Raw genomic sequence first — 23,741 nt, forward strand, 5'->3', positions numbered from 1 at the left:
GTTAAACTATAAAACCCACCCATTTAGAAAAATCAAAATTTGTAGTACACAGTAACTCTTTAAAAAAAGACAACAACACTAATAACAGTCACTTACACTCCGACAGGGGTCAAACTTGGGCTAGAAGGTATAATATGTAAATACTCCCCTACTGAGCCTTAACTAAGCTTCAGTAGGGGAGTGTCTTCCTTTGAGTTCTTGGTGATTACATCAGTAGGTCTCGGAGTGAGGTGGGGAGGTAGAATTCTCCTCTCTTATCTACATAGACTACCGGCATCGGAAGTTCTTGGAGTTTGCCATTGATGAGGAGTTGATTGGTAAAGCTCTGAATTTTGAGCGTCTTTCGCTTATACTTTACCGTGAGTACCTTATCCTTGGCATCTTCACCCGTAATGGATACCTTCGTCCCCTTAAATACCTCACTATGTGGAGCAAAGTATTGGTGAGAAAGATCCATCATAGTGGGCTCTATGCCCAGTGCTTGGCGGAGGTAATCATGTAGCTCTATATTGGTATGTACACCCTTGAGCCGTTGTTCTTCCGTAGGGGCATAGGTCGCTAGGAATGTCTCTTCGCCGGTATGACCATTAGTGGTAAACCCTATATACATTTTGGTTCGGTAGATAGCTGCTATATAGTCCGATAGCCCACCAGTATACAGGGCACCCTCACCCGTCATGTTCAGCTCCTTGAGCTGTTTCTTGATGGCAGGGCGCTCAGCGTCAGAGGCAAGTTCGAGCTTGCGGAGTAGCTTGAGCACTTCTAGTTCTTGTTCGGAAGGCGCAAAGGTGGATATCTCCTCAAATAGAGTTCCTATTTTTGACTCCTCTGCCTTAGTAATCATCTCGGCAAGCCCTACAGAGCTTTTGGCTATCTTAGTTAGCGGACCAAATATTTGCTCCTTAGGCGTTCCCGCATAGTTCTTAAGGTCTCGTCGACCTATACTCACACCGCTATTGCCGTGGTCTGAGGTTAGGACTACAATGGTATTGCCATCAGCCTTAGCAAAGTCTAGTGCGACTTTAACGGCTCTATCGAAAGCCAAAATATCTGTTGCCATAGCTACAGGGTCATTGGCATGAGCCGCCCAGTCCACCTTAGACCCTTCCACAAGGAGGAAGAATCCATTGGGGTTGTTGTGGTCAAGATGAGTAAGTGCAGCGCTCACCATTTCGTCTATCTTAGGGTCTACCCCCTCTACAGCATCGATATCGTAAGGGATATCGCGCTTCGAGAATAGGCTCCATAGCTTATCCCCCTTGTGCTCAGTGAGCGAAGCGAGATTATTACGAAATACGCCGTAGCCCTTTTTCTCCAAGAACTTCACCTGTTCCTCGCTAATTAGACCAGCGCCACCACCGATAACCACATCAATAGAATTGTGTACCATCTGTGGGATAATCCAATCATAGCGTTTGCGAGAATAGCTATGAGAAATGGCATCTGCAGGTGTCGCGTGTGGAAATTCGGAGGTCATGACTAGCCCTATCTTACGCTGGTGGAGCAATTGTGTAGCCTCCATGAGAGATACCAGAGGTCGGTATGCCATCTCCTTATCTACAGGCACGATGTCGCTCTCGGTGGCATATGGGTAGGTGCCTACCATACCTTGAATGCTTGGCATCCCATTCATATAGGTGGAAGTAGTTGGTGCCGAGTCGCCTATAGGGGCATTGGAGCAGAAGGTGATGACGGTACCGCTCATATAGGGGTCTAGGTGTAGCTTAGTTAGCTTTCCAGCCTCGAGGTTTTGGTACCAGCGGGCAAGTGAGATAGAGCTCAGTGAAGTGCCATCGGCAATCATGAAAATTACATTCTTGGCGGGCTTTATCCCTTGAGCGAAAAATGCTTGCGGCAGTAATAGAAGAGCCGCTAGAAGTAGGAGTATCCTTTGTCTCATCATTCTGTTATCACTAATGGAGTTAGTTCTTCGGGTAGTGGGGTGATGTTTTCTGCCCCGTTCTCTCCGATGATAAATGTATTCTCTAGCCCTACCGCACCTACTTCGGGGAACACAAACTTCGGTTCGAGGGCGATGACCATGCCGCTCCTAAAGGTCTCTTTAGAGCGAGCGGTAAGGACTGGTTGCTCATTGATTTCTATACCTACACCATGTCCGACAAACTTAACCTGATTATTGTGCCCCATGAAGTAATCGGCAAAACCTTCCTCCTCTGCCCTACGTTGGAAGTAATTGTAGACCTCCGCTACAGGTGCTCCATCCTTGGCGTAGGTCTCGAACCAGCGTTGGAACTCGATGGAAAGGTTATGGGCACGCACCACCTCCTCGGGGAGCTCGCCTAAGTAATAGGTTCGGGTGATATCGGTTTGGTACACGCCATAGTTGCCTGATAAGTCTACCATGAGTGTCGTCCCTGGGAGAATCTCCTGCCCGGAAGCACCCATTGGCATGGCATATACGCCCTTGCCTCCCATGGTGAAGTCGTAGGGTGCAGGGTTATCTGCATTGGCGCCACATATCATATTGCCCATGTGGATCTCCATTCGTGCACCGAAGGCCCGGAATATTCCGATAGAACCTCTACGGCGCATCTGGTATTCAAGTTCGTGCTGTAGCTCAAGATCTGTGATACCAGGGCGATAAAACTCAGGGACTAATCGATAGATTTCGGCATGGACATGGGCAAGTCTGCGTGTCTCAGTAAGTTCTGCCTCCGTCTTTATACTTCTTACGTTGCGCATCAGAGTAGAGCCATCAGCGGTACTAACCCCACTAGGTGAGAGTTTACTGAGTCGCTGATACTCTGTAACAGGCAAGTAGCCCAATTCGAGCGCGGTTTGTTCATTGATGGATAGCCCTATATCCGATAGAATCTCAGGAATGAGCTCTGGCTTGCGAATATTGTAGATGAGTTCTTCTGGGTACCCCTCCAATGTGTTAGTAGGTCGCTCTAGAAATATAATAGGTAGCTCGCGCGACCTATCCACGAAGATAAAGCTCTGTGATACACTACCTGTGATGTATAAGCAATTGGGAATGCTGCGGAGTAGTATGTTTTGTAGCCCTTGCTCCTTTAGGGCAGCGTGTATCTTTTCTACCTTTGTTGTAATTTCTTGTAGTGTTGTATTCATTTATTTATTACGGCAAAATATTTATTGAGTGAATAATCTTAGATAGCTGGCAAGCTCATGCCCGTAAACTTACGGTATAGATCGAGTGCGTATACATCGGTCATGCCGCTGATATAGTCGAGAGCACTTTGGATTTTACCATACATGGTAGGGCGTTGCATATCGTACTGCTCAGGGATTCTATTGAGCCATAGCTTGCTATACGCATGGTCTGGCTTGGTCTGTGCTTTGATAACTGTATCCAATAGATACTCAAATATACGGAAACCTGCGAACTCTATGTCGAGTACATCTTTGGTGAAGTAAATCTTATCGAAAGCTACTTTTCTGGCATTTTGGTAGGCAGTCGCTTCTCTATCTGGTAGTGCTTCGATAAGGGAGCCACGGAAGGTACCCGAGAGGATTTCCTCTTCGTGCTTTAGGAAGGTCTCAGTACTCGCTGAGACTAGTCTGCCCATAGCTACAGAGCGGAGGTAAGCTACTTGCTCATTTCTATCCGTGACTTTGGCGATTACTGCCTCTACGCTTGGAAATTGCTCCTCAGGGATGAAGGCTTTAATGAGGTTTTGGCACTCTTCTAGGCTGAGTATCTTTAGTTTGTAGGCGTCCTCCAGATCCATAATCTGGTAACAAATATCGTCTGCCGCTTCCACGAGGTAGACGAGCGGGTGGCGAGCAAAGACAGGCGCCTCACCGTCTTGAGAAAGTTTTAGGAGCCCTAAGTGCTCTGCTATCTTCTCATAGTTTTCTTGCTCAGTCTCGAAGAAGCCGAACTTCCCTTTCGACCCGATAGAGGAAAAGGGATATTTAACGATGGAGGCAATAGTGCTATAGGTAAGGACAAAACCGCCCTCTCTTCGTCCCTTGAAGCCATGGGTAAGTAGTCGAAGGGCGTTGGCATTGCCTTCGAAGTGTGCGAAGTCTTCCCACCGTCCTCCTTCATTCTCTACACGTCTCTTCCATCGTCGCCCTTTGCCCTCAGTAAAGTAGGCGCTGATAGCACGCTCTCCAGCGTGACCGAAGGGAGGGTTGCCCATATCGTGAGCTAGGCAAGCTGCAGATACGATAGCTCCGAAGTCGGCATGGTCTGCTTGGAGACTTGGGTCTCTCTGGCATACGGCTCGCCCTATCTGTGTCCCTAGTGAGCGCCCTATGCAGGATACCTCTAGACTGTGGGTGAGACGGTTGTGTACGAAGACCTTTCCCGGAAGTGGAAATACCTGAGTCTTATTTTGTAAGCGTCGGAATGGGGCAGAGAAGATAAGACGGTCGTAGTCTCTCTGAAAGTCGGTTCGGTTTTCTTGCTTCTGTGAGTGAGATTCTAAGCCAAAGCGACAATCGCTGATGAGCCTCTTCCACTCCATCTTGTTATTGCTGTTCATTGCGTAATCGTTTCATCAGTTCTGCCATTCCTTTGCCCGCTCCCATACGGATGTGCTCAAATTGGTTGGAGCCAGGGACCTCCTTCGGATCTATGATAAAGACGGGTGTGCTACGTGGCACAAAGCGCACAAGCCCCGCTGCGGGATAGACATTGAGGCTAGTGCCTACGATTAGGAATATGTCTGCTTGCTCTGCCTCGGCAATGGCATCCTCCATGCGAGGTACAGGTTCCCCAAAGTAGACGATAAAGGGGCGAAGCTGACTCCCATCCTCTGCTTTGTCTTCTAAGGTCATGCGCAATCTCCCTTCGGGCAAAGGGAGTGGGGTAGAGAGGTCTCGCTCGCTACAGCACTTCATAAGCTCGCCATGTAGGTGGATAATATGGCTACTCCCTGCTCTCTCGTGGAGGTCATCGATATTTTGGGTGATGACCGTGACGTCATAGTCCTCCTCCAGTTTCGCAAGTAGTAGATGCCCTTCATTGGGTTGAGCCTTGAGGCACTGCTCGCGCCGATCATTAGCAAAGTCGATGACCAGTTGTGGGTTTCTCCTGTAGCCGTCTGCTGAAGCGACCTCTTCTACTGAGTATCGCTCCCATAGACCATCTGAATCTCTGAAAGTGGCTATGCCGCTCTCTGCGCTAATACCAGCTCCCGTTAGCGCTACTATCTTCTTTCGTTTCATATCTATTATAGAGCCACACCCCAAGGTGTGGCTCTAATTATTTTACCAATTGTGTGGGGTAGAGCCCATCTGTATTTGTAGTGAGCCTCCTTGTGCTATTTGCTCAAAGGTGATATAGCGCTCGGTAAGTGGTTGCCCATTGAGTACTATACTCTGGATATAAATGTTCTCATCGCTATTATCCAGTACGTCGATCTTAAATATCCCATTACGAACCTTCAGTTCGGCAGTATCTATTAGCGGACTTCCGAAGTAGTAGCGACCGCCAGCGGGTTCCATCTGATAGAACCCTAGAGCCGAGAGGATATACCAAGCACTCATCTGTCCGGCATCTTCATTGCCGGATAGACCGTCATAGTCGGCATGGTAAAGCTCTGTCATCACTCGCCTAAGCAGCGGAGCCGCTTTGGCTTGTTGCCCTAGCGAGCTATACATGTATAGGATATGGTGACTAGGCTCATTGCCGTGGGCGAACTGCCCTATGAGCCCTGTAATGTCGGGTGAAGCATCAGAGCCCTCTATGATAGACGGAAGGGTGAAAAGGCTATCCAGCTTACTGATGAAGCGCTCTTCACTAACGAAACACTCGACAAGCCCCTTCACGTCGTGAGGAACAAGGAAAGTATACTGCCAAGCGTTGCCTTCGCAGTAATCGTCATTGCGGTGGGTAGATGCCATCGGATTGAACTCAGGGTTGTACTTTCCGCTGAGGTCTACTCCACGCATGAAAGAGGTCTGAGGGTCGTAGTGCTTCTGATAGCTCTTACTGCGCTTGAGGAAGTAGGAGTAGTCGTCGTCCTTACCTAGCAACTGAGCCACTTGGGCTACTGACCAATCGGCTAGGTCGTACTCTAGGTCGTAGGCAACGCTCTCTCGCTGTTTGTCGTAAGGGATAAAGCCATACTGGATTCTGAACTCTTGCCCTCGAGAAGGCTTCATTGCCGATGCCTTGAGTGCTTCGTAGGCTTGCTCTTTATCCTCTACGAAGCCTTTCATGATAGCATCCGCCAATACCGGAATGCCAGGAGCACCCACCATGGTATAGGTTTCGTTACCCACCAAGTGCCATACTGGGAGTTCTCCTTGCTCGTTGTAAATAGCCATAAGCGTCCCCACGATATCCTTCATCTTATCAGTATGGATGAGCGACATCAGAGGGTGCGCTGCGCGGTAGGTATCCCAGAGAGAGAAAACAGTGTGGTTGGTAAAGCCTTGCCCCTCGTGTATCTTTTGGTCAGCACCGTAATACTTGCCATCTGCATCTGCAAAGGTGCTTGGCGCTATCATAGAGTGGTACAGAGCGGTGTAGAATATTTTCATTACATCGGACTGCGAGCTACTTGCCTTAATCTTGCTCAGCTCAGTATTCCATAGCGCTTTAGCATCAGTGCGGACTTGTTCGAAGTCCCAAGTCTTCCCCTCTGCGTCCATGTTGTGCCACGCTCCCTCGGTTGAGGTATTGGAGAGTGCCACTTTCATCATGACCTCCTGCGCATCATCGGAAAGGTCTATGCGGCTATACACTATCCTTCCCTTTGCTTCATCTGCATGCTCCTCATTGTCCGCAATTACCGTCAGAGCTCTCATCGGTACCGATAGCTCCGCTGCGAAGTATACCTTTTGGTCTTTTGCCCAACCGGTAGAGTATCGATATCCCTCTATCTTCGTGTCGCTCACCTTTCGTACATAGCCTTCGGTGGCTTTGTCCCAGTTGCCTCCATTCTCTAGGTCAAAGACAATCGCTTTTCCCGAGGTCTCGCTTGGGAAAGTGTACTTGTGGTAGCCGACTCTATTGGTTGAGGTCAGTTCTACATCTATATTGTAACGCTCAAGATGGGTAGAGTAATATCCCGGCTCAGCATGCTCCACCGCCCTTCGGCTATAGCTCCATAGCCCGCTATTGGCATCCTCATGATTGCCTCGGGCATAGGTAACCTTCCCTGTTACGGGCATCACCGTGATATCCAATAGGTCGCCAATCCCTGTGCCACTGAGATGGGTATGCGAGAAACCGATAATAGTGGAATCGCTTATGTGATATCCGCTGCACCAGTCCCAACCTGTGGTGATGCTTGTAGGTCCAAGCTGCACCATACCCCAAGGTACTGATGCGCCCAAGAATACATGTCCATGCCCGCCGGTACCTATCCAAGGATCCACGTAGTCCGTAGGGGTAAATACTTCTTCTACCTTCTTCTGCTCATTACTACAGCTCGTGAATAGCACTACAGCTATTAGGGCTGCCCATATATTTAGCCTCTTTACACTCATTTCTTACTTGGTTCCTGTGTGTCCAAAACCACCGACACCTCTCTCTGTTTCATCTAGATTGTCCACTACTTCCCACTCTATCTGCTCATGCTTAGCCACTACCATTTGGCAGATACGTTCACCTGGCTCAATGGTAAATGGCGTGTCCGAAAGATTAGCGAGTATTACCTTTATCTCCCCTCTATAGTCTGCATCTATCGTTCCAGGTGTATTAAGCAAAGTGATACCATGCTTAAGGGCGAGTCCACTCCTTGGTCTCATCTGCGCTTCATACCCTTGGGGGATAGCCATGAAAAGCCCAGTAGGCACCGCTATGCGCCCTAGGGGTTGGAGCACAAAAGGCTTCTCGATATCTGCGCGTATATCTAGCCCTGCCGATAGGGCAGTAGCATATTGTGGCAGAGCATTACCACTCTTATTGATAACCTCTACTTTTATTCTATTCATAATGGTAGTCCATTAAATTTGATTGCCCTCTTTGCCTTCCGCAATAGGTTAATCTTGTCGTTCACATCCATATCTATGGATATCGGTAGTATCCAGATTCGCCCTCTCACAGATTCTGGTATCCATGTCTTATGGGCTAAGAATCTCATCCCATCCTTTTCGGTAGTCAGAATAAATAGGCTAGGATCGCTCTCTAGGTCATTCACCATGATATCTAGCTCCTCCTTAGTGAAGTCGTGATGGTCGGGATAGGTGATATAGTCTACTACCTTGGGAAATGAAGCTTTGCAAGCTCTTTGGAAGGCAGAAGGGTCAGCGATACCACTGACCACCTGAATATCACTATCCTGTCGGAGTTGCTCATGCGTGCTTCGTTCCTCTCGCTCAAATAGACAGCGTGGGGAGTCGTATTTGATATACGAACTCAATACATCCTGATAAGCCAGCGCCTGTAGGTTTTCCACCTTTAGGCGCTTCTCATTGATATTCACCGTTCTCGGTGTACCTGTAAGGATAATGGTTTCCGCCCTTACTGCCTCCTTCCTACTCTCCCTTAGCCTACCATATGGCATGAGGTAGTCCTTATAATAAGGCTTGTGGTAAGGGGTCAGTAAGATACTATACGAGGGGGTTACGCTTCGGTGCTGGAAGCCATCGTCCATGAGCACCACATCGGGACGTTCCTCAGGCGGCATCGCTTCCATCTTCTTGAGTGCACGACGACGGTCGCCATCTACATACACCATTACCTTGGGGTACTTCCGCTTAATCTGGTAAGGTTCATCTCCTATCCTATTCGCGTCATCCTCTATAGTTGCTATGATAGGCTTCTTGGTCTTTCTTCCATACCCCCTAGTAAGTACCGCTACTTTGTAGTCGCTTATTAGAAGCGATATGAGTAGCTCTATATGCGGTGTTTTGCCAGTCCCTCCTACCGAAAGGTTCCCGATGCATATTGTAGGTATCTCGGAGCTCCAGCTCTTAAGTATCCCTTTGTCGAAAGCAAAATTACGGACACCTACAGCCATTCCGTAGAGGGCTGTAGGTATCCATAATAATATGTTTCGACTTTTGTCCATCGGAGATTATCTCAGTGGTACAAATGGCTTTGTCTCACGACCCGCCTCACCGATAGCCGTGATATCGTATGGTGGTCGAGCCTGTATACCTGAGAGCTGCTTTAGGTAGCCCTCAGAGCGAAGCATGATACGCTCTTCCTGAGTCATCATCATTAGTTTAGCGGTCTTAGGCAGACTGATACCAAAGATTTGCTTAAACCAGTCCTTGTCCTCTATTATTTCTACCACACGGTAGTTCTCAAGCTCTGCAAGGCGTGCTGCCTCCTGGATAGCCGTATCTAGACCACCCATCATATCTACAAGACCTAGCTCCATGGCCTTCTTGCCCAGCCATACTCGTCCTTGACCAATAGAGTCTACCTGAGCCTTGGTCATACCACGACCCGTAGATACACGACCTGTAAACTCGTCGTAGCCACGCTCTATGGCTCTCTGCATCCCTTCAGCAAGTTTCCCCGTCATTGGCTCCATGCCAGTAAACGCACCAGTCTCAGAGGTTGAGAGTGTCTCCTGCTTAAGTCCTAGCTTCTGCATGGTTCCCTTGAAGGTAGGAATCATACCGAAAATACCGATCGAGCCAGTAAGGGTGTATGGGTTAGCTACAATCTTAGAAGCATGAGAAGAGATGTAGTAACCACCCGAAGCAGCATAGTCTCCCATAGAGATAACGATAGGTTTCTTCTGCTTTAGAAGTTCTACCTCATGGCAGATAAGTTCCGAAGTAGTCACAGCTCCTCCACCAGAGTTTACACGCATAACTACCGCCTTGATGTCATCATCCTCGGCTGCCTCTCTCAGCTGTCTTACTACCTTCTCATTGATGAGAGCTTGGGTGGCAAAAGGGTTCTCGTCGTCTTCACCCGAACCAACTACGATATTACCCTCGGCATAGATGACAGCCACTTCGTCACTTCCACTACCATTGTCGTAGAGTGGCAGTAGATCGCCGACACGTAGGTAATTTATCTCCTCATCAGCATTATTGTAAATCTTTTGGGCAAGTACCTTGTCGAGGTCAATACGATATACGAGGGTGTCGAGTAGCCCCATCTCCTTCGCAACAACGGTTTTGTCAAGGAAGTGGGCTTCGTCAGCGAAGCTCTGGAAGGTACTAGCTGCTATGCCACGGCTCTCCGCCATTTCTGAGGTCGTCCCTTGCCATAGACCATTGATGTATTCAAGTATCTGTAGACGGTTCTCGGCACTCATGCCATCTAGGATGAATGGCTCTACAGCGCTCTTGAAAGTACCTACCTTGAACACCTGCATTTCTATGCCTAGCTTCTGGAGTAGACCCTTAGTGAAGAGTGTACTGGAAGAGATCCCCGTAATGGCGAGTGAACCCTCAGGACCACCGATAACTTCGTCTGCCACACTACTTACATAGTAGTTGAGAAGGCTATAGTGGTCGGAGAAGGCATAAATCTTCTTGCCACTCTCCTGGAAACGCTTAAGAGCGTCACGGAGCTCCTTGGCATTAGCATAGTTGATTCCAGCTTGCTCCAGATTGAGTACGATAGCCTCGATATCAGAGTTGTCACGTGCTACTTCAATAGCTTTTAGGATTTCAGGGAGCGTAAAGGTCTTCTGCTCCTCATTAAACATATCGGAGAAAGGATCTCCTGTAGCCGTATCGCTAACTCCCCCCTCTAGGTCTAGGAGCAGCACACTCTCGTTACTTACTTTCTTTGTCTCTTTGCCATCCTTAAATCCGTCCACTAGTCCTCCAATAGCAGAGGATAGCATGCTGAAGAAAATAAAGAAGACTACAACACTTGCTAGGATAACGCCCAAGCAAGAGCCAAATACCATCTTTAGAAAATCTTTCATCGTCTGTCTCGATAATTCTATTAGTTATACTGAGTTTTGTTCTTTGTAAACAAAATATATTACCCCTTGCGAAGTTACCAAAAAGTTACCAATATCTCCATATTTCCATTGGTTTTTACGAGTTCGTAGATTCAAGAACCAAGTGCAATTTACTTCAAATGTTTTTTTTAAGCTAATAATGGATGCTTTTGCGATCTCTTTTGGCTTCTTTCTAGTGTCCATTTTCTCCATAAATATCATTGATGTTGATATCTCAACTATTGTCAGCAGTATAGCCTTGCTTCCAGCACTTACTATTGTATCCATTTCAAAGTCTCCAAATCTGTTCCCATCTACCTCCATTGGTCTTTCGTGTATACTCACCTTCTCTGGTATTGTTGAGGAAGAAGCATAGATACCCCGTTTACGTTTCTTGAGCTTGTGCCTACAGTTCTTGTAGAGATCTCCTCCGTCTCTTTTGTCCTTGCGAATCCACTTGTAAATTGTTTCATGAGAGAGACTAATTTGAGCATAATTATGGTTGTATTTGCCTCTTTTAGTGGCATTCCTCTTTAGCTCACGAGATATCGTCGAAGGTGATACCCCAATAAGCTCAGCAATCTCTTTTTGTTTTAAACCCTTTGTCAAGCATCGGGAGATTGTGTACCTTTGCTCTTGGGTTAGGTGATTGTATTTCATGACCAACAAAGTTATCTAATCTGGGGGAGATTTCGGTCTCCCCCTTTTTTCTTTTGTTGGTACTTGAATCGACGATTGCTTTTGTCGCTCGCGGCCGCCTTTCCTTTGAGAGGAAGGGGGCGGCCGAGTACATCCCAATGCTCCCCTAATAATTGCACTTCGATGTTGAACTTAGGGAGAAAAGCATCAATTTCTACAATAATATCCGTCCTCATAGGAGTCTAGAAATGAATACGCCAGAGAGTGTCTACTCAGGGGAAAAATCACCTCGTAAGGGAGCTAACAAAAAGGAAGTACAGAAAAATGAGTACCTTAACAACAAGGAGGCGCAAAGTCAATTTATTTAGTGTAATCTAGTGGTATAGCACTGAAAAAAAAGTCAACCACTTAGTGCGCATAGTCAAGTAAATAAGGAAATAGTAGTCAACAGACTAGTGAAACCTCAGGCAGGTAAGGATAAGTGGATAGTTAAATCCGATCGAAAAACGCCAATAGATTTAGAAGAAGACGGATATTGTAGGTGCGATAAACCTTTTGTCTCTACTGGTTGACCGCTCTCGGTATATCCGATGACCATTTAATATATACTAATTGACCAATTTAATATATACTAATTGGGTGAATTAATATATATTAAATGGAGTGATTAGTATATATTAAATGGTCATGAGGTTGGGCAATTCGGCTCAGAATCGCTACCTTTGTGGTCGAAGTATGAATAACCATCGGGTAGGGCAAGCGCTCCCCCAATAAAAATTTAGGACTATGTCAATCAGTTACAGAGTAATCAAAGCAAAAAGTAATCTTCCTAATAAGGAGGGCAAAAATGAGTGTTACCGTGCGCAGGTGGTACAGAATCAGCAGGTGAGTCTTGATGAACTTGCCAAGTGGATTGAAGATACTTCGGCTCATTCGGCTTCGGATGTCAAGGCAATAGTGGAGCATTTGGCAGAAGCGGCTGTAAAGTATCTGAAGCTTGGACAAGGTGTAAGCCTAGGTGAGATTGGCTCCATGACCCCAACGGTTCAGAGTGATACTACAGAGACCAAGGGGGAGTTTACCTACCGTAATATCCGTAAGGTGGGTGTGCGCTTTACCCCCTCTTCGGTGTTTAAGAAAGGGTTGGAAGGAGTGCACTTTCATGATCTCGATGCTAAGGATTAAAGACCGATGAGTGGCGGTACTGTTGGTTTCCCTTTTGGAAGACCGCTATATACGATGGCAAAGTCGGCAGGTGCAGCGTGTAATCTAGGCTGTAAGTACTGCTATTATCTGGAGAAACCGAGTGTCTTGGCATACCAAGAGCCGAGCCAGATGATAAGTGACGAATTGCTGGAGCTTTTTATACGTCAATATATAGAGGCGCAAACCATGCCCGAGGTGAGCTTCCCCTGGCATGGGGGGTGAGCCACTCTTGCGTCCGATCTCGTTTTATGAAAAAGCTCTATCACTACAGCTCCGTTATGCTGGAGGAAGAGTGGTTAGTAATAGCATCCAGACCAATGGTACGCTACTCACCGATGAGTGGTGCTAATTCCTCAGACGAAATAATTTTCTAGTCGGTATCTCCATGGATGGGACCTCTGCGATGCACGATAGGTACCGCAAGCACAAGGATGGCGTGAGCGGTTCGCACGCAGAGGTGCTGCGTGGTATAGAACTCCTGAAGCGGCATCAGGTGGAGTACAATATTATGGCGGTGATCAATGACTATAATGTGTCCGACCCTATTGGTTTCTATCGATACCTGAAAAGCTTGGGTAGTGACTTTATCCAATTTACCCCGATAGTAGAGCGAATATTGCCTGATGGGCACCTTGCTCATATTGAGAGCAGGGAATACAGCACGGTGCATGAGCACTCTGTATCCCCCGCTCGATGGGGCGATTTCCTGTGTGCTACGTTTAATGAGTGGGTGCGGCACGATGTAGGGCGGGTATTTGTGCAGCTCTTCGATGCTACGCTTACCAATTGGATGGGTGTAGCGCCAGGGCTCTATACTATGGCTCAATACTGCGGACATGCTGGAGCTTTGGAACATGATGGGACACTCTATTCCTGTGATCACTTTGTCTTCGATGCCTATATGCTAGGGAATATCCGAAGACAAAGTATTTCGGAGCTTATGAATAGCCCTCGACAGATCCAGTTTGGAAGGGATAAGTATGACTTCCTACCCCGTCAGTGTCGGGAGTGGCTGTATCTATTTGCTTGCTGGGGTGAGTGCCCTAAGAATCGGTTCGCCAGAGATCGTTATGGCGAGAGAGGACTCAATTATCTGTGTGAAGGATGCTACCAGTTCTTCGAGTATGTAGCACCTTATATGGATAGGATGAAGGAATTGCTTCAGAATCAGCTTCCACCCTCAAAAATTATGCAAGATATAAATAGCTGATTCCTAGAGTAGAAGAAAAAAGTGCTAAAGTTTTTCGCTAGAAAAGGCTGGAAATATTTGGTGGATTCAAATATTCATCGTACCTTTGCAGAGCAAAAGAGGGAAACGCTTCTAGCAAAGTTAGAAAATGCGGAAATAGCTCAGTTGGTAGAGCATAACCTTGCCAAGGTTAGGGTCGCGGGTTCGAGTCCCGTTTTCCGCTCCATTATAGAGCTCTAGTGATATTCACTGGAGCTCTTTTTCTTTGTGTATTGTTAGGTTGTATTGCCTTAGTACTAGGATACCTATATTTAGGTATTATTAGTGTGTGTTTCCTTTGTTTTATTAGCCTTTTATTGGTATTTTTGCTTGAGATGAAAGGGGGCTGACTTTTTCAGAGCCCAAGCTAATAACATATTAAATAGTAGCAAAATGGAAAAGAAAAGTTTGAAAGGTACACAGACAGAGAAGAATCTGATTATGTCTTTCGCTAACGAGAGCCAGGCACACGCACGCTATAGCTTCTTCGCTAGCCAAGCTAAGAAAGAGAACTTCATTGAGGTGGAGGCATTTTTTCAGCAGACTGCAGATCAGGAGAAGGCTCACGCTAAGAGGTTCTTCAAGTTCTTGCAGGGTGGTATGGTCAATGTCAATGCAGAGTTCCCAGCAGGTGTGATTGGCAAGACTCTTGACAACCTAGAGATTTCAGCAAAATTAGAGTGGGAGGAGATGGAAAGCCTTTATCCAGGGTTTGCAGATGTTGCTGAGCAGGAGGGTTTTCCAGAGATTGCCGCAGTGTATCGCAATATAGCTATCGCAGAGGGCGAGCACTCTAGGGTTTACGCTGAGTTTGCAAAGCGTATCAAGGAGGATAAGATGTTTGTCAGCGATGAGGAGATTGTATGGCAGTGCCGCAAGTGTGGTTATCTTATGAAGGGTCTTGAGCCACCAGTAGTTTGTCCTGCTTGTGCTCACCCACGTGCACACTTCCAGAGGCATAGCGATGCGCCTATCGCACCTATTGGCTACTAATCTCCGAGATTAAGTATTTAATATGAGGGTGTGTCATAATGAATGACACACCCTTTTCTTGCTTATATTATGTTAGTATTGGAGAAGATTGATGCAGTATTTTGTAGGATAGGTTGTTATCCTAGTGTAAGGAGGAAGTGTAATGTATGAATAGTCAGCACAGCGAACAGTATATTGTAGGACTATTAGAGCAGCGACCCGAGGAGGCGTTTCGTCTGATCTATGACTTATATGCCCCTAGGTTAGTGAGTATAGCTTATAGGTATATAGGCGATAGGGATGCGGCCAAGGATATTCTGCAAGATGCGGTGTGTAAAGCCTATGATAAGAGGCAGACCTTTAGGTATCTGCAAGCTGGCGGACTATGGGGTTGGCTTAAGAGGATAGTGGTCAATCTATCGCTGAACCACCAAAAGAGTTTTGGTGTGAAGAACATGAACAGATATGAGGAGGGCAGCTATGATGATGTAGCACAGGATGACGATGAGAGTGTGGATATGCTCTCTGGTATTGATACTAAAGTCCTATACGATATGATTGCTGAGCTCCCAGATGGTTATAGAGTGGTGTTCAATATGTATGCAGTTGAAGGGTTTAGTCATAAAGAGATAGCCCAACAACTAGGGATAGGGGAGAAGAGTTCGTCTTCTCAGTATTTTAGAGCAAAGCAATTGCTAAAGAAAAAGATAGAGCAATGGATGAGAGAAAACCAATAGAGCCCAAGCAGCAGAGCTGGGAGGGGGCTTTGCGGGATAAGCTCGATAGTTTTGATTACCCAATAGGGGAGTTGCCCCCTCTAGTGTTGCCTACAGGTGTGAATCGTAAAGGTCGGTTTGCTCCTTGGTGGATTGTAGCAATCTCGGCAGCAGCATCGATATGCTTTGCTTTATTCTTCCCGCAAAAGCCCGAGGTAGTGATGTCGCCTTGTACGGCAACTGAGGTCGCTATTTCTGCGCAGTCTCCTAATGAGGAGGGTCAGATAGAGGATGCTTCTTTGGTGGCGAGCAATATAGATGTCCATGAAACAACTGTTCGTGAAACAACTGTAGAGGATATGACTGATGTCAATAAAGCTGTAGTTGTTACGGATGATGTAGCGACAGAGAGGTCAGAGAAGACAACAGAGAAAAGCGAAGTTCGGGTAAGTAGGAAGCCAGAGGTGAGGGATAATGGGAATGTATGCACGAAGGGGAGTAGTGCTCCTATTTATACTACAAGGCAGATCGGAAATGCAAGTAATAGGGGAGTAGTTATAGCTTTCTGTGTGTCAGGGCAGGCGATGCGCAGCTCTAGAAACGAACCCGAGCCTCTTCTTACCTCTCTGTCACACGAGATAGATCAACTGTCATCGGGCAAGCAGAGCTATTCGGTGCGTGAGAAACTCCCTATCGAGGTCGGTGTCACTGCCATTGTCCCTATTACATCAAGGCTAAGTGTGGAGAGTGGGTTGCGGTATGCACTCAGACGATTTGAGGTGACTAGTTCTGGTCTATTTATGCCGGAGCAGTACGAAATGGATGTGCGCCAGATAGGTGTTCCTATTGGATTGCAATACGAACTGGTTCGCAAAGGTAATGTTGGACTGAATCTCTCCGCTGGGGTATCTGGCAATCTTCCTGTGGCTGTAGCGTTGCGTGGCAATTATCAGGAGGCGCAAAAGGCTCGTTTTTCCCTTGATAGCTATGCGACTCTTGGCGTAGATTATAATATCACAAGGGCTATATCGCTTGGGGTATCAGTGGGTGGCGCATATGATATTATCCCTATGAATAATCAGTTGTTTGAGGACTCGTCCTCTAGACTAAGGCTCAAAATGAACGTGGGTTTGAAGTTTAGGATACAGTAGTTCGTAGGGGGAAAAGGGTAACTAGGTATATTACTAATCAAATAACACGAAAAAATGGAGGAAAAAAGAAGTATCGGTATGCTGTTGGTAGCTCTGTGCCTTGTTTTGGGTCTGACCATGTGCAAGGGGGGAGAGCAACCAGCACCAGTAAAGAAGAGCTATCTGGCTCTATCCACAGAGGATATAACTCTGTCTGCTACAAGGGTTGCTAGTTTGGTGACCATAAAGTCTACCCAAGACTGGAAGAGTGATCTCAAAGCCTCTCTCCCGAGAGCGGAGGGAGCTTTGCTACCTGTATCTATTGGCGAAAAAGAGTGGTTGCGCATTACTCCAGCAATGGGTAAGGCAGGGGTGACCAATATGGTGGTCTCTGTAATCCAAGAGAAGCTGCCTACTGAGTCATCATCTACAATGGTAAAGTTCACTTCTATCGATGGCACGCTTTCGAGGAGTCTGACGGTGAAGTATGAACCAAAGAAGTAATTCACACCAAAATTGATTATGTCTATGAATAAGATGAGTATTATACAGTGGGGCACGGTGGGGGCATTGTTGACCCTCCTCTTTTCGAGTTGCCTTAATATGAATGGTTACCAGCCTATGGAGGTGCAAAGGTATCACATGGGCAGTGCTATGGTCAACGACAAACCTTATGAGCATGTGGTCTACTTTAGCCAGTATGGTAGTCTGGATAACCCATTCCTAAGGAGTAATAGAATGGATAACATGGTGTTATTCCCAATACTCCTCAGTCCAGCTGGTGGTGATCAAAAGACCGATGTTGCGTATACGATACTACTTTGTATTGATGCCAAGGAAGGTATACCTGTACTTAATAAGCCATATACTATTGTCCGTAATAGTTTATTGGATAAGGCGAGAAATTCGGACGAGATTATGCGGTTATTCATCAGTCAGCGCTCCAAGCTACTTACAGAGGGGGCAGAGGGTATTGCTGTAGTCTATGACTACGCCAATAGGCTTAGAGTATCGGCAAGTGGTACGGTAACCTTTACTTCATTTGATATGGTTCTAAAGAACTGTAGTGGCACCTATACTTTCAATACGGAGGAGCCGAAGGACAAGGTACTGGTATTTAAGAATGGTACGATAGCTACAAGGATTGCTAGAGATAACCGAATGTTGTAGGTCTTTTTGTCACCAATCACTGCCAAGGGTAAATCTTTGTCGTGACAAGTAGTGTGGGTGTCAGGTCTTTTTGTCTAAATCGTTATATGGCAAGACGATTGCACTTATAGGGATGTAAGTGTGAACGATATTACTAATAACAAAATAATAGACAGGAACGATATGGGACGTACAATATTTGATGTGATGGATCAGCTTTTTGATGATAACTTCGTAAGACCAGTTGCCACAGTAAAGCGCAGTGCTGCACCTATGCTCAACGTTATGGAGAATGAGGATGCGTATACCCTCCAGGTAGCAGCTCCAGGATTTACTAGAGAAGAGGTAGCCGTAAAGCTAGACGAGGAGGAGGCTCTCGTTATCTCTATTCAGAAGAAGAGCGAGAAGGCGGTTAATGACGAAGCATCAGAGACTCAGTCCGAGAGCAAGGAAGTGACAAAGGTGGAGGAGAAGCCTACACGTTATCTACGTAGGGAGTTTACACACCAGAGCTTCGCTCAGCGCTTACTACTCCCTGAGGATGCAGATAAGGAGAATATCTCTGCCAAGATGGAAAATGGAATGCTAGAGGTAGTCATCCCTAAGATCAAGGAAGAGGTTAAGACACCTATAGAGCGCGTAATTACTATTGGGTAACAGTAGATGATTAGGTTTGTTGATTAAAGTTGGTTAGTTTGAGTTTGGAAGCTACCAAGGTGTATTGAGCATCTTGGTAGCTTTTTTAGGTAGAAAAGGGTAGCTTTGTGGATGCGTCCCTATTGACGTAATATACTTTTATGAGAAAATTTATCTATGCTATTATGGGTCTTTTTATCTCTTTGGCGTCTAGTGCTCAAGCTTTTTTGCCAACAGACCCTATCGGTACTACCCTTCAGTATGAAGTGACTAAGAGAGATACCGTGACAAACTCTTATTATGTCTTGAAAGGGCTTAAGAAGTCTCCACAGGGGCTTTGGATGGAGGTAGAAATAAAGGGAAGCCTGAAGGATAAGAAGGGGGAGAGGGTAGTATTGAAGATCCTTCACAAACCAAACGCTCTTGCCATGGATATTGGGCGGTTGATTACTGATGCTATTGAGATGGACAAAGAAGCGGCAGAGAAACTCCAGGCAAGTGCTAAGGGGGAGTTACTTTCGATACCTCTGCAGAATACAAATGATAAGTTACCTTTGGAAAAGTCTAAAATCTACATCAAGGTATCTCGTATAATAACCGTGAGTATCAATATGGGATGGAAGGAGAAGGCAATAGTAGGGCGAGAAACGCTAGACCTTCCTATTGGTAAGTACGAAACCTTTGTGATGAAGGGTAGGGTGCATGTAGATTTCGGTATAGGTATTCTGAGGAAGGGCATAGACATCAACTATACTTTCTGGATAGCCCCTGGGGTAGGCGTAGTGAAGTATGAACGTAAGGCTATGGACTCTAAGGAGACCTGTCGATTGGTAAAGAAGACACTGCCACAGAGCTAGGTGTTGCCATTTTGTAGCCGTTCGGTTGCTTTCACTGGTATTTAGTGATTATTTCCTTGTAAGTTAGCTATATTTTGTGTTTCTTTGTAGTAGCTTATTAGGGATATAATTATCCATTTCTCCTTAGACGTGCAGTAAGGGACACTACGGAGGAACAACCCAATGGATAGATTACTACTGAGCTAATGGTAGATTTGTGTGAGAATAAGGTCAAAGAAGATATCATAAAAATTTATGAAGCAAATGAAAGAGAAACTATTTAGCGAGTTTCCTCCTATTTCCACTGAAGAGTGGATGGAAGTAGTTACTCGTGATCTCAAGGGCGCTCCATTCGAGAAGAAGTTGGTATGGCGTACCAAGGAGGGTATCGATGTGCAGCCTTTCTATAGGGCTGAGGATATTGAGCAACTCCCAACCAAGGATGTATTGCCAGGTGAGTTCCCATACGTGAGGGGAACAAAGGCTGACAACAAGTGGTTGGTACGTCAGGAAATCGCAGTTATTGCAGACCCTCAGAGCATCAATCAGGAGATTAAGAGGCTGATGGATCGTGGAGTGAATAGCATTGGCTTTCACTTTGAGGACGAATTGGTCAGTGCTGAGACTATCAAGACATTATTGACGGGAGTGGAATTGTCTCTACTCGAGGTAAATTTCTATGCTCGCCATCTGCTCTCCGTGCAGCTAATAGAGGCTGTGAAGGAAGGACTACAAGCGATAGGAGCTGACCTTAATGAGGTTCGTGGATCATTCGGATTCAATCCATTTAGGCATGTACTTGGAAAGGGCGCTCGTTGGGCTGAGTGGCTAGAAACTTCTGTAGCGGTTCTGAAGGCAGCGGAGCCACTAAAGCAGTTTGCATGCTTCACTTTCCAGAGCTCAGACCTAGTTAATGCTGGTGCTTATATTTATCAGGAGCTAGGTTATGCCCTTGCAGCTGGTGCAGATATGTTGGCTAAGATAGCAGAGAAGAGCGGTAAGAGTTCCTCTGAAGTAGCTGAGCGGATGCGCTTTGATATGGGTATCGGGTCTAATTACTTCATGGAGATAGCTAAGTTTAGGGCTATGCGTTGGCTCTGGGCGCTCATCGTAAAGGCAAATGATGCTAATGCGAGTCAGCGAGCTATGAAGGTAGTTGTCAATGCTGAAACTACTTGGTGGAATAAGTCTATCTACGATGCATACGTGAACCTCCTCCGTACTATGACCGAGAGCATGAGTGCTACTATAGCTGGTGTACACTCAGTCTTGGTACATCCGTTCGATAAGCATTACAATCCTGCAGGTAGTGACTTTAGTCACCGTATTGCTCGTAATCAGCAGCTTCTCCTGAAGGAGGAGAGCCACTTCGATAAGGTGGTGGATCCTGCTGGAGGTTCTTACTATATCGAGCACCTTACCGAGGCTATCGCTGAGCAAGCATGGAAGCTCTTCTTAGAGGTAGAGGAGCAAGGAGGATTTGCTAAGCTCGCCGATGAAGGTCAGATTCAAGAGGCAGTAAATGCGTCTAACAATGCTCGCCATAAGGCGATTGCTACCCGTCGAGAGAATATACTAGGTACCAACATCTTCCCTAACTTTACGGAGAAAGCTACTGAGGAAACAAAAAGGGTAGATAATAGCAAGAAGGAGGGCGTAGAGGTAACTGCGCTCGACAAGCGCCGTGGTGCTTCTGACTTTGAGGAGCTTCGTCTCTCTACCGAGGCTAGTGGTAAGACCCCTAAGGTATTTATGCTTACTATTGGCAACCTCGCTATGAGGCTAGCGCGCTCACAGTTTAGCTCCAACTTCTTCGCTACTGCAGGCTATCAATTGATTGATAACCTAGGATTTGAGACCGTAGCTGAGGGTGTTGAGGCAGCAAAGAAAGCCAACGCAGATATCGTAGTCCTCTGTTCAAGCGATGATGAGTATGCGGAGTATGGTCCGCAGGCTTATGAGCTTCTTAAGGGAGAAATACCACTGGTTATCGCAGGTGCTCCAGCATGCATGGAGGAACTACAGGCTAAGGGTATTGAGCACTTTGTCCACGTGAAGGTGAATGTATTGGAGACAATGCAGAAGTTCAACGAGCTTATGGGTATCAAGCCAAGGAGCGCAAAGTAAGAGGAAGGACGATATGAAACCAACATACAAAGACATTAACATCCTAGAAGGTGGATGGGCACAGCCTAGTGTGGCTGAGTTTAATAAGCAGAACGGCATCGGATATGACTGGAAGACCCCAGAGCTTATCGATGTAAAGAGTGTATATACAAAGGAAGATCTTGAAGGCATGGAGCACCTCCAGTACGCAGCTGGTGTGCCACCATATCTACGTGGTCCATATAGTACGATGTACACGATGAGGCCTTGGACTATCCGACAGTATGCAGGATTCTCAACCGCCGAGGAGTCCAATGCATTCTATCGTCGTAATCTAGCAAGTGGTCAGAAGGGTCTCTCAGTAGCGTTTGACCTCCCAACGCACCGTGGCTATAATGCAGATAACGAGCGCGTAGAGGGTGATGTGGGTAAGGCAGGAGTATCTATTTGTTCTCTCGAGGATATGAAGATACTATTTGATGGTATTCCATTGAATAAGATGTCGGTATCCATGACGATGAACGGTGCTGTGCTTCCTATTCTTGCTTTCTATATCGTAGCTGGTCTAGAGCAGGGCGCAAAGCAAGAGGAAATGGCAGGAACCATTCAGAATGATATCCTAAAGGAGTTCATGGTGCGTAATACGTATATCTACCCACCAGAGTTTTCAATGCGTATTATCGCAGATATCTTTGAGTACACTTCGCAGAATATGCCGAAGTTCAACTCTATCTCTATCTCAGGTTATCACATGCAAGAGGCAGGTGCTACGGCAGATATCGAGATGGCATACACTCTTGCCGATGGTATGGAGTACCTCCGTGCTGGTATAAAGGCAGGTATGGATATCGATAAGTTCGCTCCACGTTTGTCGTTCTTCTGGGCTATTGGTATGAACCACTTCATGGAGATTGCCAAGATGAGAGCCGCACGTATGATTTGGGCAAAGATAACCAAGAGTCTAGGTGCAAAGAACCCCAAGTCTATGGCACTACGTACACATAGCCAGACCTCTGGTTGGTCACTTACAGAGCAAGACCCATTTAATAATGTAGGTCGTACTTGTATAGAAGCAATGGGTGCAGCCCTTGGTCATACTCAGTCGCTTCATACCAATGCGCTTGATGAGGCTATTGCACTGCCTACCGATTTCTCTGCTCGTATCGCTCGTAATACTCAGATATACATCCAAGAGGAGACCAATGTTACCCGTGAAGTAGATCCATGGGCAGGCTCTTATTACGTTGAGAGCCTTACCAACGAGCTTGTACACAAAGCTTGGGAGCATATCCAAGAGATAGAGAATATGGGCGGTATGGCAAAGGCTATTGAGAGCGGACTTCCAAAGCTCCGTATCGAGGAAGCAGCTGCACGAACTCAGGCTCGTATTGACTCTAAGAACCAGATTATCGTGGGTGTAAATAAGTATCGCCTCGAAAAGGAGGATCCAATTGATATCCTTGAGGTCGATAATACTGCAGTACGTACCCAGCAGATAGATCGCCTAAAGCAGCTTCGCAGTAATCGCGATGAGGCTGCAGTGCAGAAGGCTCTAGCTGCCATCACCGAAGCAGTACGTACCAAGACTGGCAACCTCCTTGAGCTCGCAGTAGAAGCAGCTAAGGTAAGGGCTTCACTAGGAGAGATTTCAGATGCTTGCGAAGAAGTCGTAGGGCGTTACAAAGCTATTATTCGTACTATTTCAGGAGTGTATTCATCAGAGACAAGCACTGATCCTAACTTCGCTGAGGCTGTTCGCCTCGTAGAGGAGTTTGCGAAGAAAGAGGGTCGTCAGCCACGTGTAATGATTGCCAAGATGGGACAGGATGGTCACGATCGTGGTGCGAAGGTAGTTGCCACTGGCTATGCCGACGTAGGTTTTGATGTGGATATGGGACCTCTATTCCAAACCCCAGCTGAGGCAGCGCGTGATGCTGTAGAGAACGATGTGAACGTCCTAGGCGTTTCTTCTCTCGCTGCTGGACACAAGACCCTAGTGCCTCAGGTTATTGCTGAGCTCAAGAAGCTCGGTCGCGAGGATATTATCGTTATTGCTGGAGGTGTCATCCCAGCTCAGGATTATGACTTCCTCTACAAAGCTGGTGTCGCAGCTATCTTTGGTCCTGGGACATCTGTGTCCAAGGCTGCTATCGAGATCATGAAGATTCTTCTAGCACAGTAATCTATAGAAGTACAACGAACGAAGGGGGATTGCTTCCAACAGAGGCAATCCCCCTTTATATTGTCTGGTGAGGTGTAGTGGTTTTGAGGAAATGGGTATCTTTGAGGCAGAGATAGTTTCACATATAATATATTAG

General features: G+C 46.5%; 19 protein-coding genes, 1 tRNA gene and 1 pseudogene. 12 read left to right on the forward strand and 9 right to left on the reverse strand.

Annotation, left to right across the window (positions count from 1 at the left end; all coding sequences use genetic code 11):
* Positions 1-205: 205 nt before the first annotated feature.
* Genes IX315_RS07230 through IX315_RS07270 form a run of 9 tightly spaced genes read right to left on the reverse strand, consistent with a single transcriptional unit; the run spans position 206 to position 11,465 of the window.
* Positions 206-1,903, reverse strand: coding sequence for an alkaline phosphatase (locus tag IX315_RS07230; RefSeq protein WP_211638706.1), 1,698 nt, complete (start codon positions 1,901-1,903; stop codon positions 206-208).
* Positions 1,900-3,093 carry a M24 family metallopeptidase gene (locus tag IX315_RS07235; protein ID WP_211830680.1) on the reverse strand — a complete coding sequence of 398 codons (1,194 nt, stop codon included), beginning with the start codon at positions 3,091-3,093 and terminating at the stop codon, positions 1,900-1,902. Before IX315_RS07235 ends, IX315_RS07230 begins: the two co-directional genes overlap by 4 nt.
* A gap of 38 nt (positions 3,094-3,131) precedes the next feature.
* Positions 3,132-4,457: a dGTP triphosphohydrolase gene (gene dgt, locus IX315_RS07240; RefSeq protein WP_026215541.1), complete on the reverse strand. Its 1,326-nt coding sequence runs from the start codon at positions 4,455-4,457 to the stop codon at positions 3,132-3,134.
* 4 nt (positions 4,458-4,461) lie between these two features.
* Complete coding sequence (locus tag IX315_RS07245; protein ID WP_211638711.1) at positions 4,462-5,160, reverse strand: SIR2 family NAD-dependent protein deacylase; 699 nt, start codon at positions 5,158-5,160, stop codon at positions 4,462-4,464.
* 42 nt (positions 5,161-5,202) lie between these two features.
* Positions 5,203-7,431, reverse strand: a complete 2,229-nt coding sequence (locus IX315_RS07250) for a GH92 family glycosyl hydrolase (protein ID WP_211830678.1) — start codon at positions 7,429-7,431, stop codon at positions 5,203-5,205.
* A 3-nt stretch (positions 7,432-7,434) separates the two neighbouring features.
* Positions 7,435-7,869: a dUTP diphosphatase gene (gene dut / locus IX315_RS07255; protein ID WP_211642536.1), complete on the reverse strand. Its 435-nt coding sequence runs from the start codon at positions 7,867-7,869 to the stop codon at positions 7,435-7,437.
* A gap of 5 nt (positions 7,870-7,874) precedes the next feature.
* A complete protein-coding gene (gene lpxK / locus IX315_RS07260; protein WP_211837330.1) occupies positions 7,875-8,957 on the reverse strand; it encodes a tetraacyldisaccharide 4'-kinase in 1,083 nt (360 codons plus the stop codon).
* Positions 8,958-8,963: 6 nt separating this feature from the next.
* Positions 8,964-10,787: a signal peptide peptidase SppA gene (gene sppA, locus IX315_RS07265; protein WP_211837331.1), complete on the reverse strand. Its 1,824-nt coding sequence runs from the start codon at positions 10,785-10,787 to the stop codon at positions 8,964-8,966.
* Between the two features lie 24 nt (positions 10,788-10,811).
* A complete protein-coding gene (locus tag IX315_RS07270) occupies positions 10,812-11,465 on the reverse strand; it encodes an IS30 family transposase (RefSeq protein ID WP_211830674.1) in 654 nt (217 codons plus the stop codon).
* Between the two features lie 765 nt (positions 11,466-12,230).
* Between IX315_RS07270 and IX315_RS07275 the strand changes: the two genes are divergently transcribed.
* The 12 genes and pseudogenes from IX315_RS07275 (at position 12,231) to scpA (ending at position 23,605) form a co-directional block, all read left to right on the forward strand.
* Positions 12,231-12,629: an HU family DNA-binding protein gene (locus tag IX315_RS07275; protein WP_018359250.1), complete on the forward strand. Its 399-nt coding sequence runs from the start codon at positions 12,231-12,233 to the stop codon at positions 12,627-12,629.
* Positions 12,630-12,635: 6 nt separating this feature from the next.
* Positions 12,636-13,860 (forward strand): annotated as a pseudogene (locus IX315_RS07280) (anaerobic sulfatase-maturation protein).
* Between the two features lie 129 nt (positions 13,861-13,989).
* Positions 13,990-14,065: transfer RNA gene (locus IX315_RS07285), tRNA-Gly, on the forward strand.
* Positions 14,066-14,271: 206 nt separating this feature from the next.
* On the forward strand, positions 14,272-14,871 hold the full coding sequence (gene rbr / locus IX315_RS07290) for a rubrerythrin (RefSeq protein WP_211837332.1): 600 nt from the start codon (positions 14,272-14,274) through the stop codon (positions 14,869-14,871).
* Positions 14,872-15,017: 146 nt separating this feature from the next.
* Complete coding sequence (locus tag IX315_RS07295; RefSeq protein WP_018359255.1) at positions 15,018-15,587, forward strand: RNA polymerase sigma factor; 570 nt, start codon at positions 15,018-15,020, stop codon at positions 15,585-15,587.
* Positions 15,566-16,717 (forward strand): outer membrane beta-barrel protein, encoded by a 1,152-nt coding sequence (locus IX315_RS07300; RefSeq protein ID WP_211635479.1) that lies wholly within the window; start codon positions 15,566-15,568, stop codon positions 16,715-16,717. Before IX315_RS07295 ends, IX315_RS07300 begins: the two co-directional genes overlap by 22 nt.
* A gap of 54 nt (positions 16,718-16,771) precedes the next feature.
* Positions 16,772-17,200: a hypothetical protein gene (locus IX315_RS07305; RefSeq protein ID WP_211836696.1), complete on the forward strand. Its 429-nt coding sequence runs from the start codon at positions 16,772-16,774 to the stop codon at positions 17,198-17,200.
* 24 nt (positions 17,201-17,224) lie between these two features.
* Complete coding sequence (locus tag IX315_RS07310; protein WP_134849563.1) at positions 17,225-17,866, forward strand: hypothetical protein; 642 nt, start codon at positions 17,225-17,227, stop codon at positions 17,864-17,866.
* 162 nt (positions 17,867-18,028) lie between these two features.
* The gene (locus tag IX315_RS07315) at positions 18,029-18,502 is read left to right on the forward strand and encodes an Hsp20/alpha crystallin family protein (RefSeq protein WP_018359259.1); all 474 of its coding nucleotides are present in this window, start codon (positions 18,029-18,031) and stop codon (positions 18,500-18,502) included.
* Positions 18,503-18,642: 140 nt separating this feature from the next.
* On the forward strand, positions 18,643-19,338 hold the full coding sequence (locus IX315_RS07320) for a TapB family protein (RefSeq protein ID WP_211638729.1): 696 nt from the start codon (positions 18,643-18,645) through the stop codon (positions 19,336-19,338).
* Between the two features lie 234 nt (positions 19,339-19,572).
* Positions 19,573-21,444, forward strand: coding sequence for a methylmalonyl-CoA mutase small subunit (mutA, locus tag IX315_RS07325; RefSeq protein ID WP_134849561.1), 1,872 nt, complete (start codon positions 19,573-19,575; stop codon positions 21,442-21,444).
* Between the two features lie 13 nt (positions 21,445-21,457).
* The gene (gene scpA / locus IX315_RS07330) at positions 21,458-23,605 is read left to right on the forward strand and encodes a methylmalonyl-CoA mutase (RefSeq protein WP_018359262.1); all 2,148 of its coding nucleotides are present in this window, start codon (positions 21,458-21,460) and stop codon (positions 23,603-23,605) included.
* The last annotated feature ends 136 nt before the right edge of the window (positions 23,606-23,741 follow it).

Origin of the sequence: Porphyromonas levii, assembly GCF_018206105.1 — a bacterium.
Classification (GTDB): domain Bacteria; phylum Bacteroidota; class Bacteroidia; order Bacteroidales; family Porphyromonadaceae; genus Porphyromonas_A; species Porphyromonas_A levii.

Bases quoted from the DNA above. Each gene is read 5' to 3' on its own strand.
- IX315_RS07230 (WP_211638706.1), bottom strand. From the start codon at position 1,903: ATGATGAGACAAAGGATACTCCTACTTCTAGCGGCTCTTCTATTACTG.
- IX315_RS07235 (WP_211830680.1), bottom strand. From the start codon at position 3,093: ATGAATACAACACTACAAGAAATTACAACAAAGGTAGAAAAGATACAC.
- dgt (WP_026215541.1), bottom strand. From the start codon at position 4,457: ATGGAGTGGAAGAGGCTCATCAGCGATTGTCGCTTTGGCTTAGAATCT.
- IX315_RS07245 (WP_211638711.1), bottom strand. From the start codon at position 5,160: ATGAAACGAAAGAAGATAGTAGCGCTAACGGGAGCTGGTATTAGCGCA.
- IX315_RS07250 (WP_211830678.1), bottom strand. From the start codon at position 7,431: ATGAGTGTAAAGAGGCTAAATATATGGGCAGCCCTAATAGCTGTAGTG.
- lpxK (WP_211837330.1), bottom strand. From the start codon at position 8,957: ATGGACAAAAGTCGAAACATATTATTATGGATACCTACAGCCCTCTAC.
- sppA (WP_211837331.1), bottom strand. From the start codon at position 10,787: ATGAAAGATTTTCTAAAGATGGTATTTGGCTCTTGCTTGGGCGTTATC.
- IX315_RS07270 (WP_211830674.1), bottom strand. From the start codon at position 11,465: ATGAAATACAATCACCTAACCCAAGAGCAAAGGTACACAATCTCCCGA.
- IX315_RS07275 (WP_018359250.1), top strand. From the start codon at position 12,231: ATGTCAATCAGTTACAGAGTAATCAAAGCAAAAAGTAATCTTCCTAAT.
- rbr (WP_211837332.1), top strand. From the start codon at position 14,272: ATGGAAAAGAAAAGTTTGAAAGGTACACAGACAGAGAAGAATCTGATT.
- IX315_RS07295 (WP_018359255.1), top strand. From the start codon at position 15,018: ATGAATAGTCAGCACAGCGAACAGTATATTGTAGGACTATTAGAGCAG.
- IX315_RS07300 (WP_211635479.1), top strand. From the start codon at position 15,566: ATGGATGAGAGAAAACCAATAGAGCCCAAGCAGCAGAGCTGGGAGGGG.
- IX315_RS07305 (WP_211836696.1), top strand. From the start codon at position 16,772: ATGGAGGAAAAAAGAAGTATCGGTATGCTGTTGGTAGCTCTGTGCCTT.
- IX315_RS07310 (WP_134849563.1), top strand. From the start codon at position 17,225: ATGAATAAGATGAGTATTATACAGTGGGGCACGGTGGGGGCATTGTTG.
- IX315_RS07315 (WP_018359259.1), top strand. From the start codon at position 18,029: ATGGGACGTACAATATTTGATGTGATGGATCAGCTTTTTGATGATAAC.
- IX315_RS07320 (WP_211638729.1), top strand. From the start codon at position 18,643: ATGAGAAAATTTATCTATGCTATTATGGGTCTTTTTATCTCTTTGGCG.
- mutA (WP_134849561.1), top strand. From the start codon at position 19,573: ATGAAGCAAATGAAAGAGAAACTATTTAGCGAGTTTCCTCCTATTTCC.
- scpA (WP_018359262.1), top strand. From the start codon at position 21,458: ATGAAACCAACATACAAAGACATTAACATCCTAGAAGGTGGATGGGCA.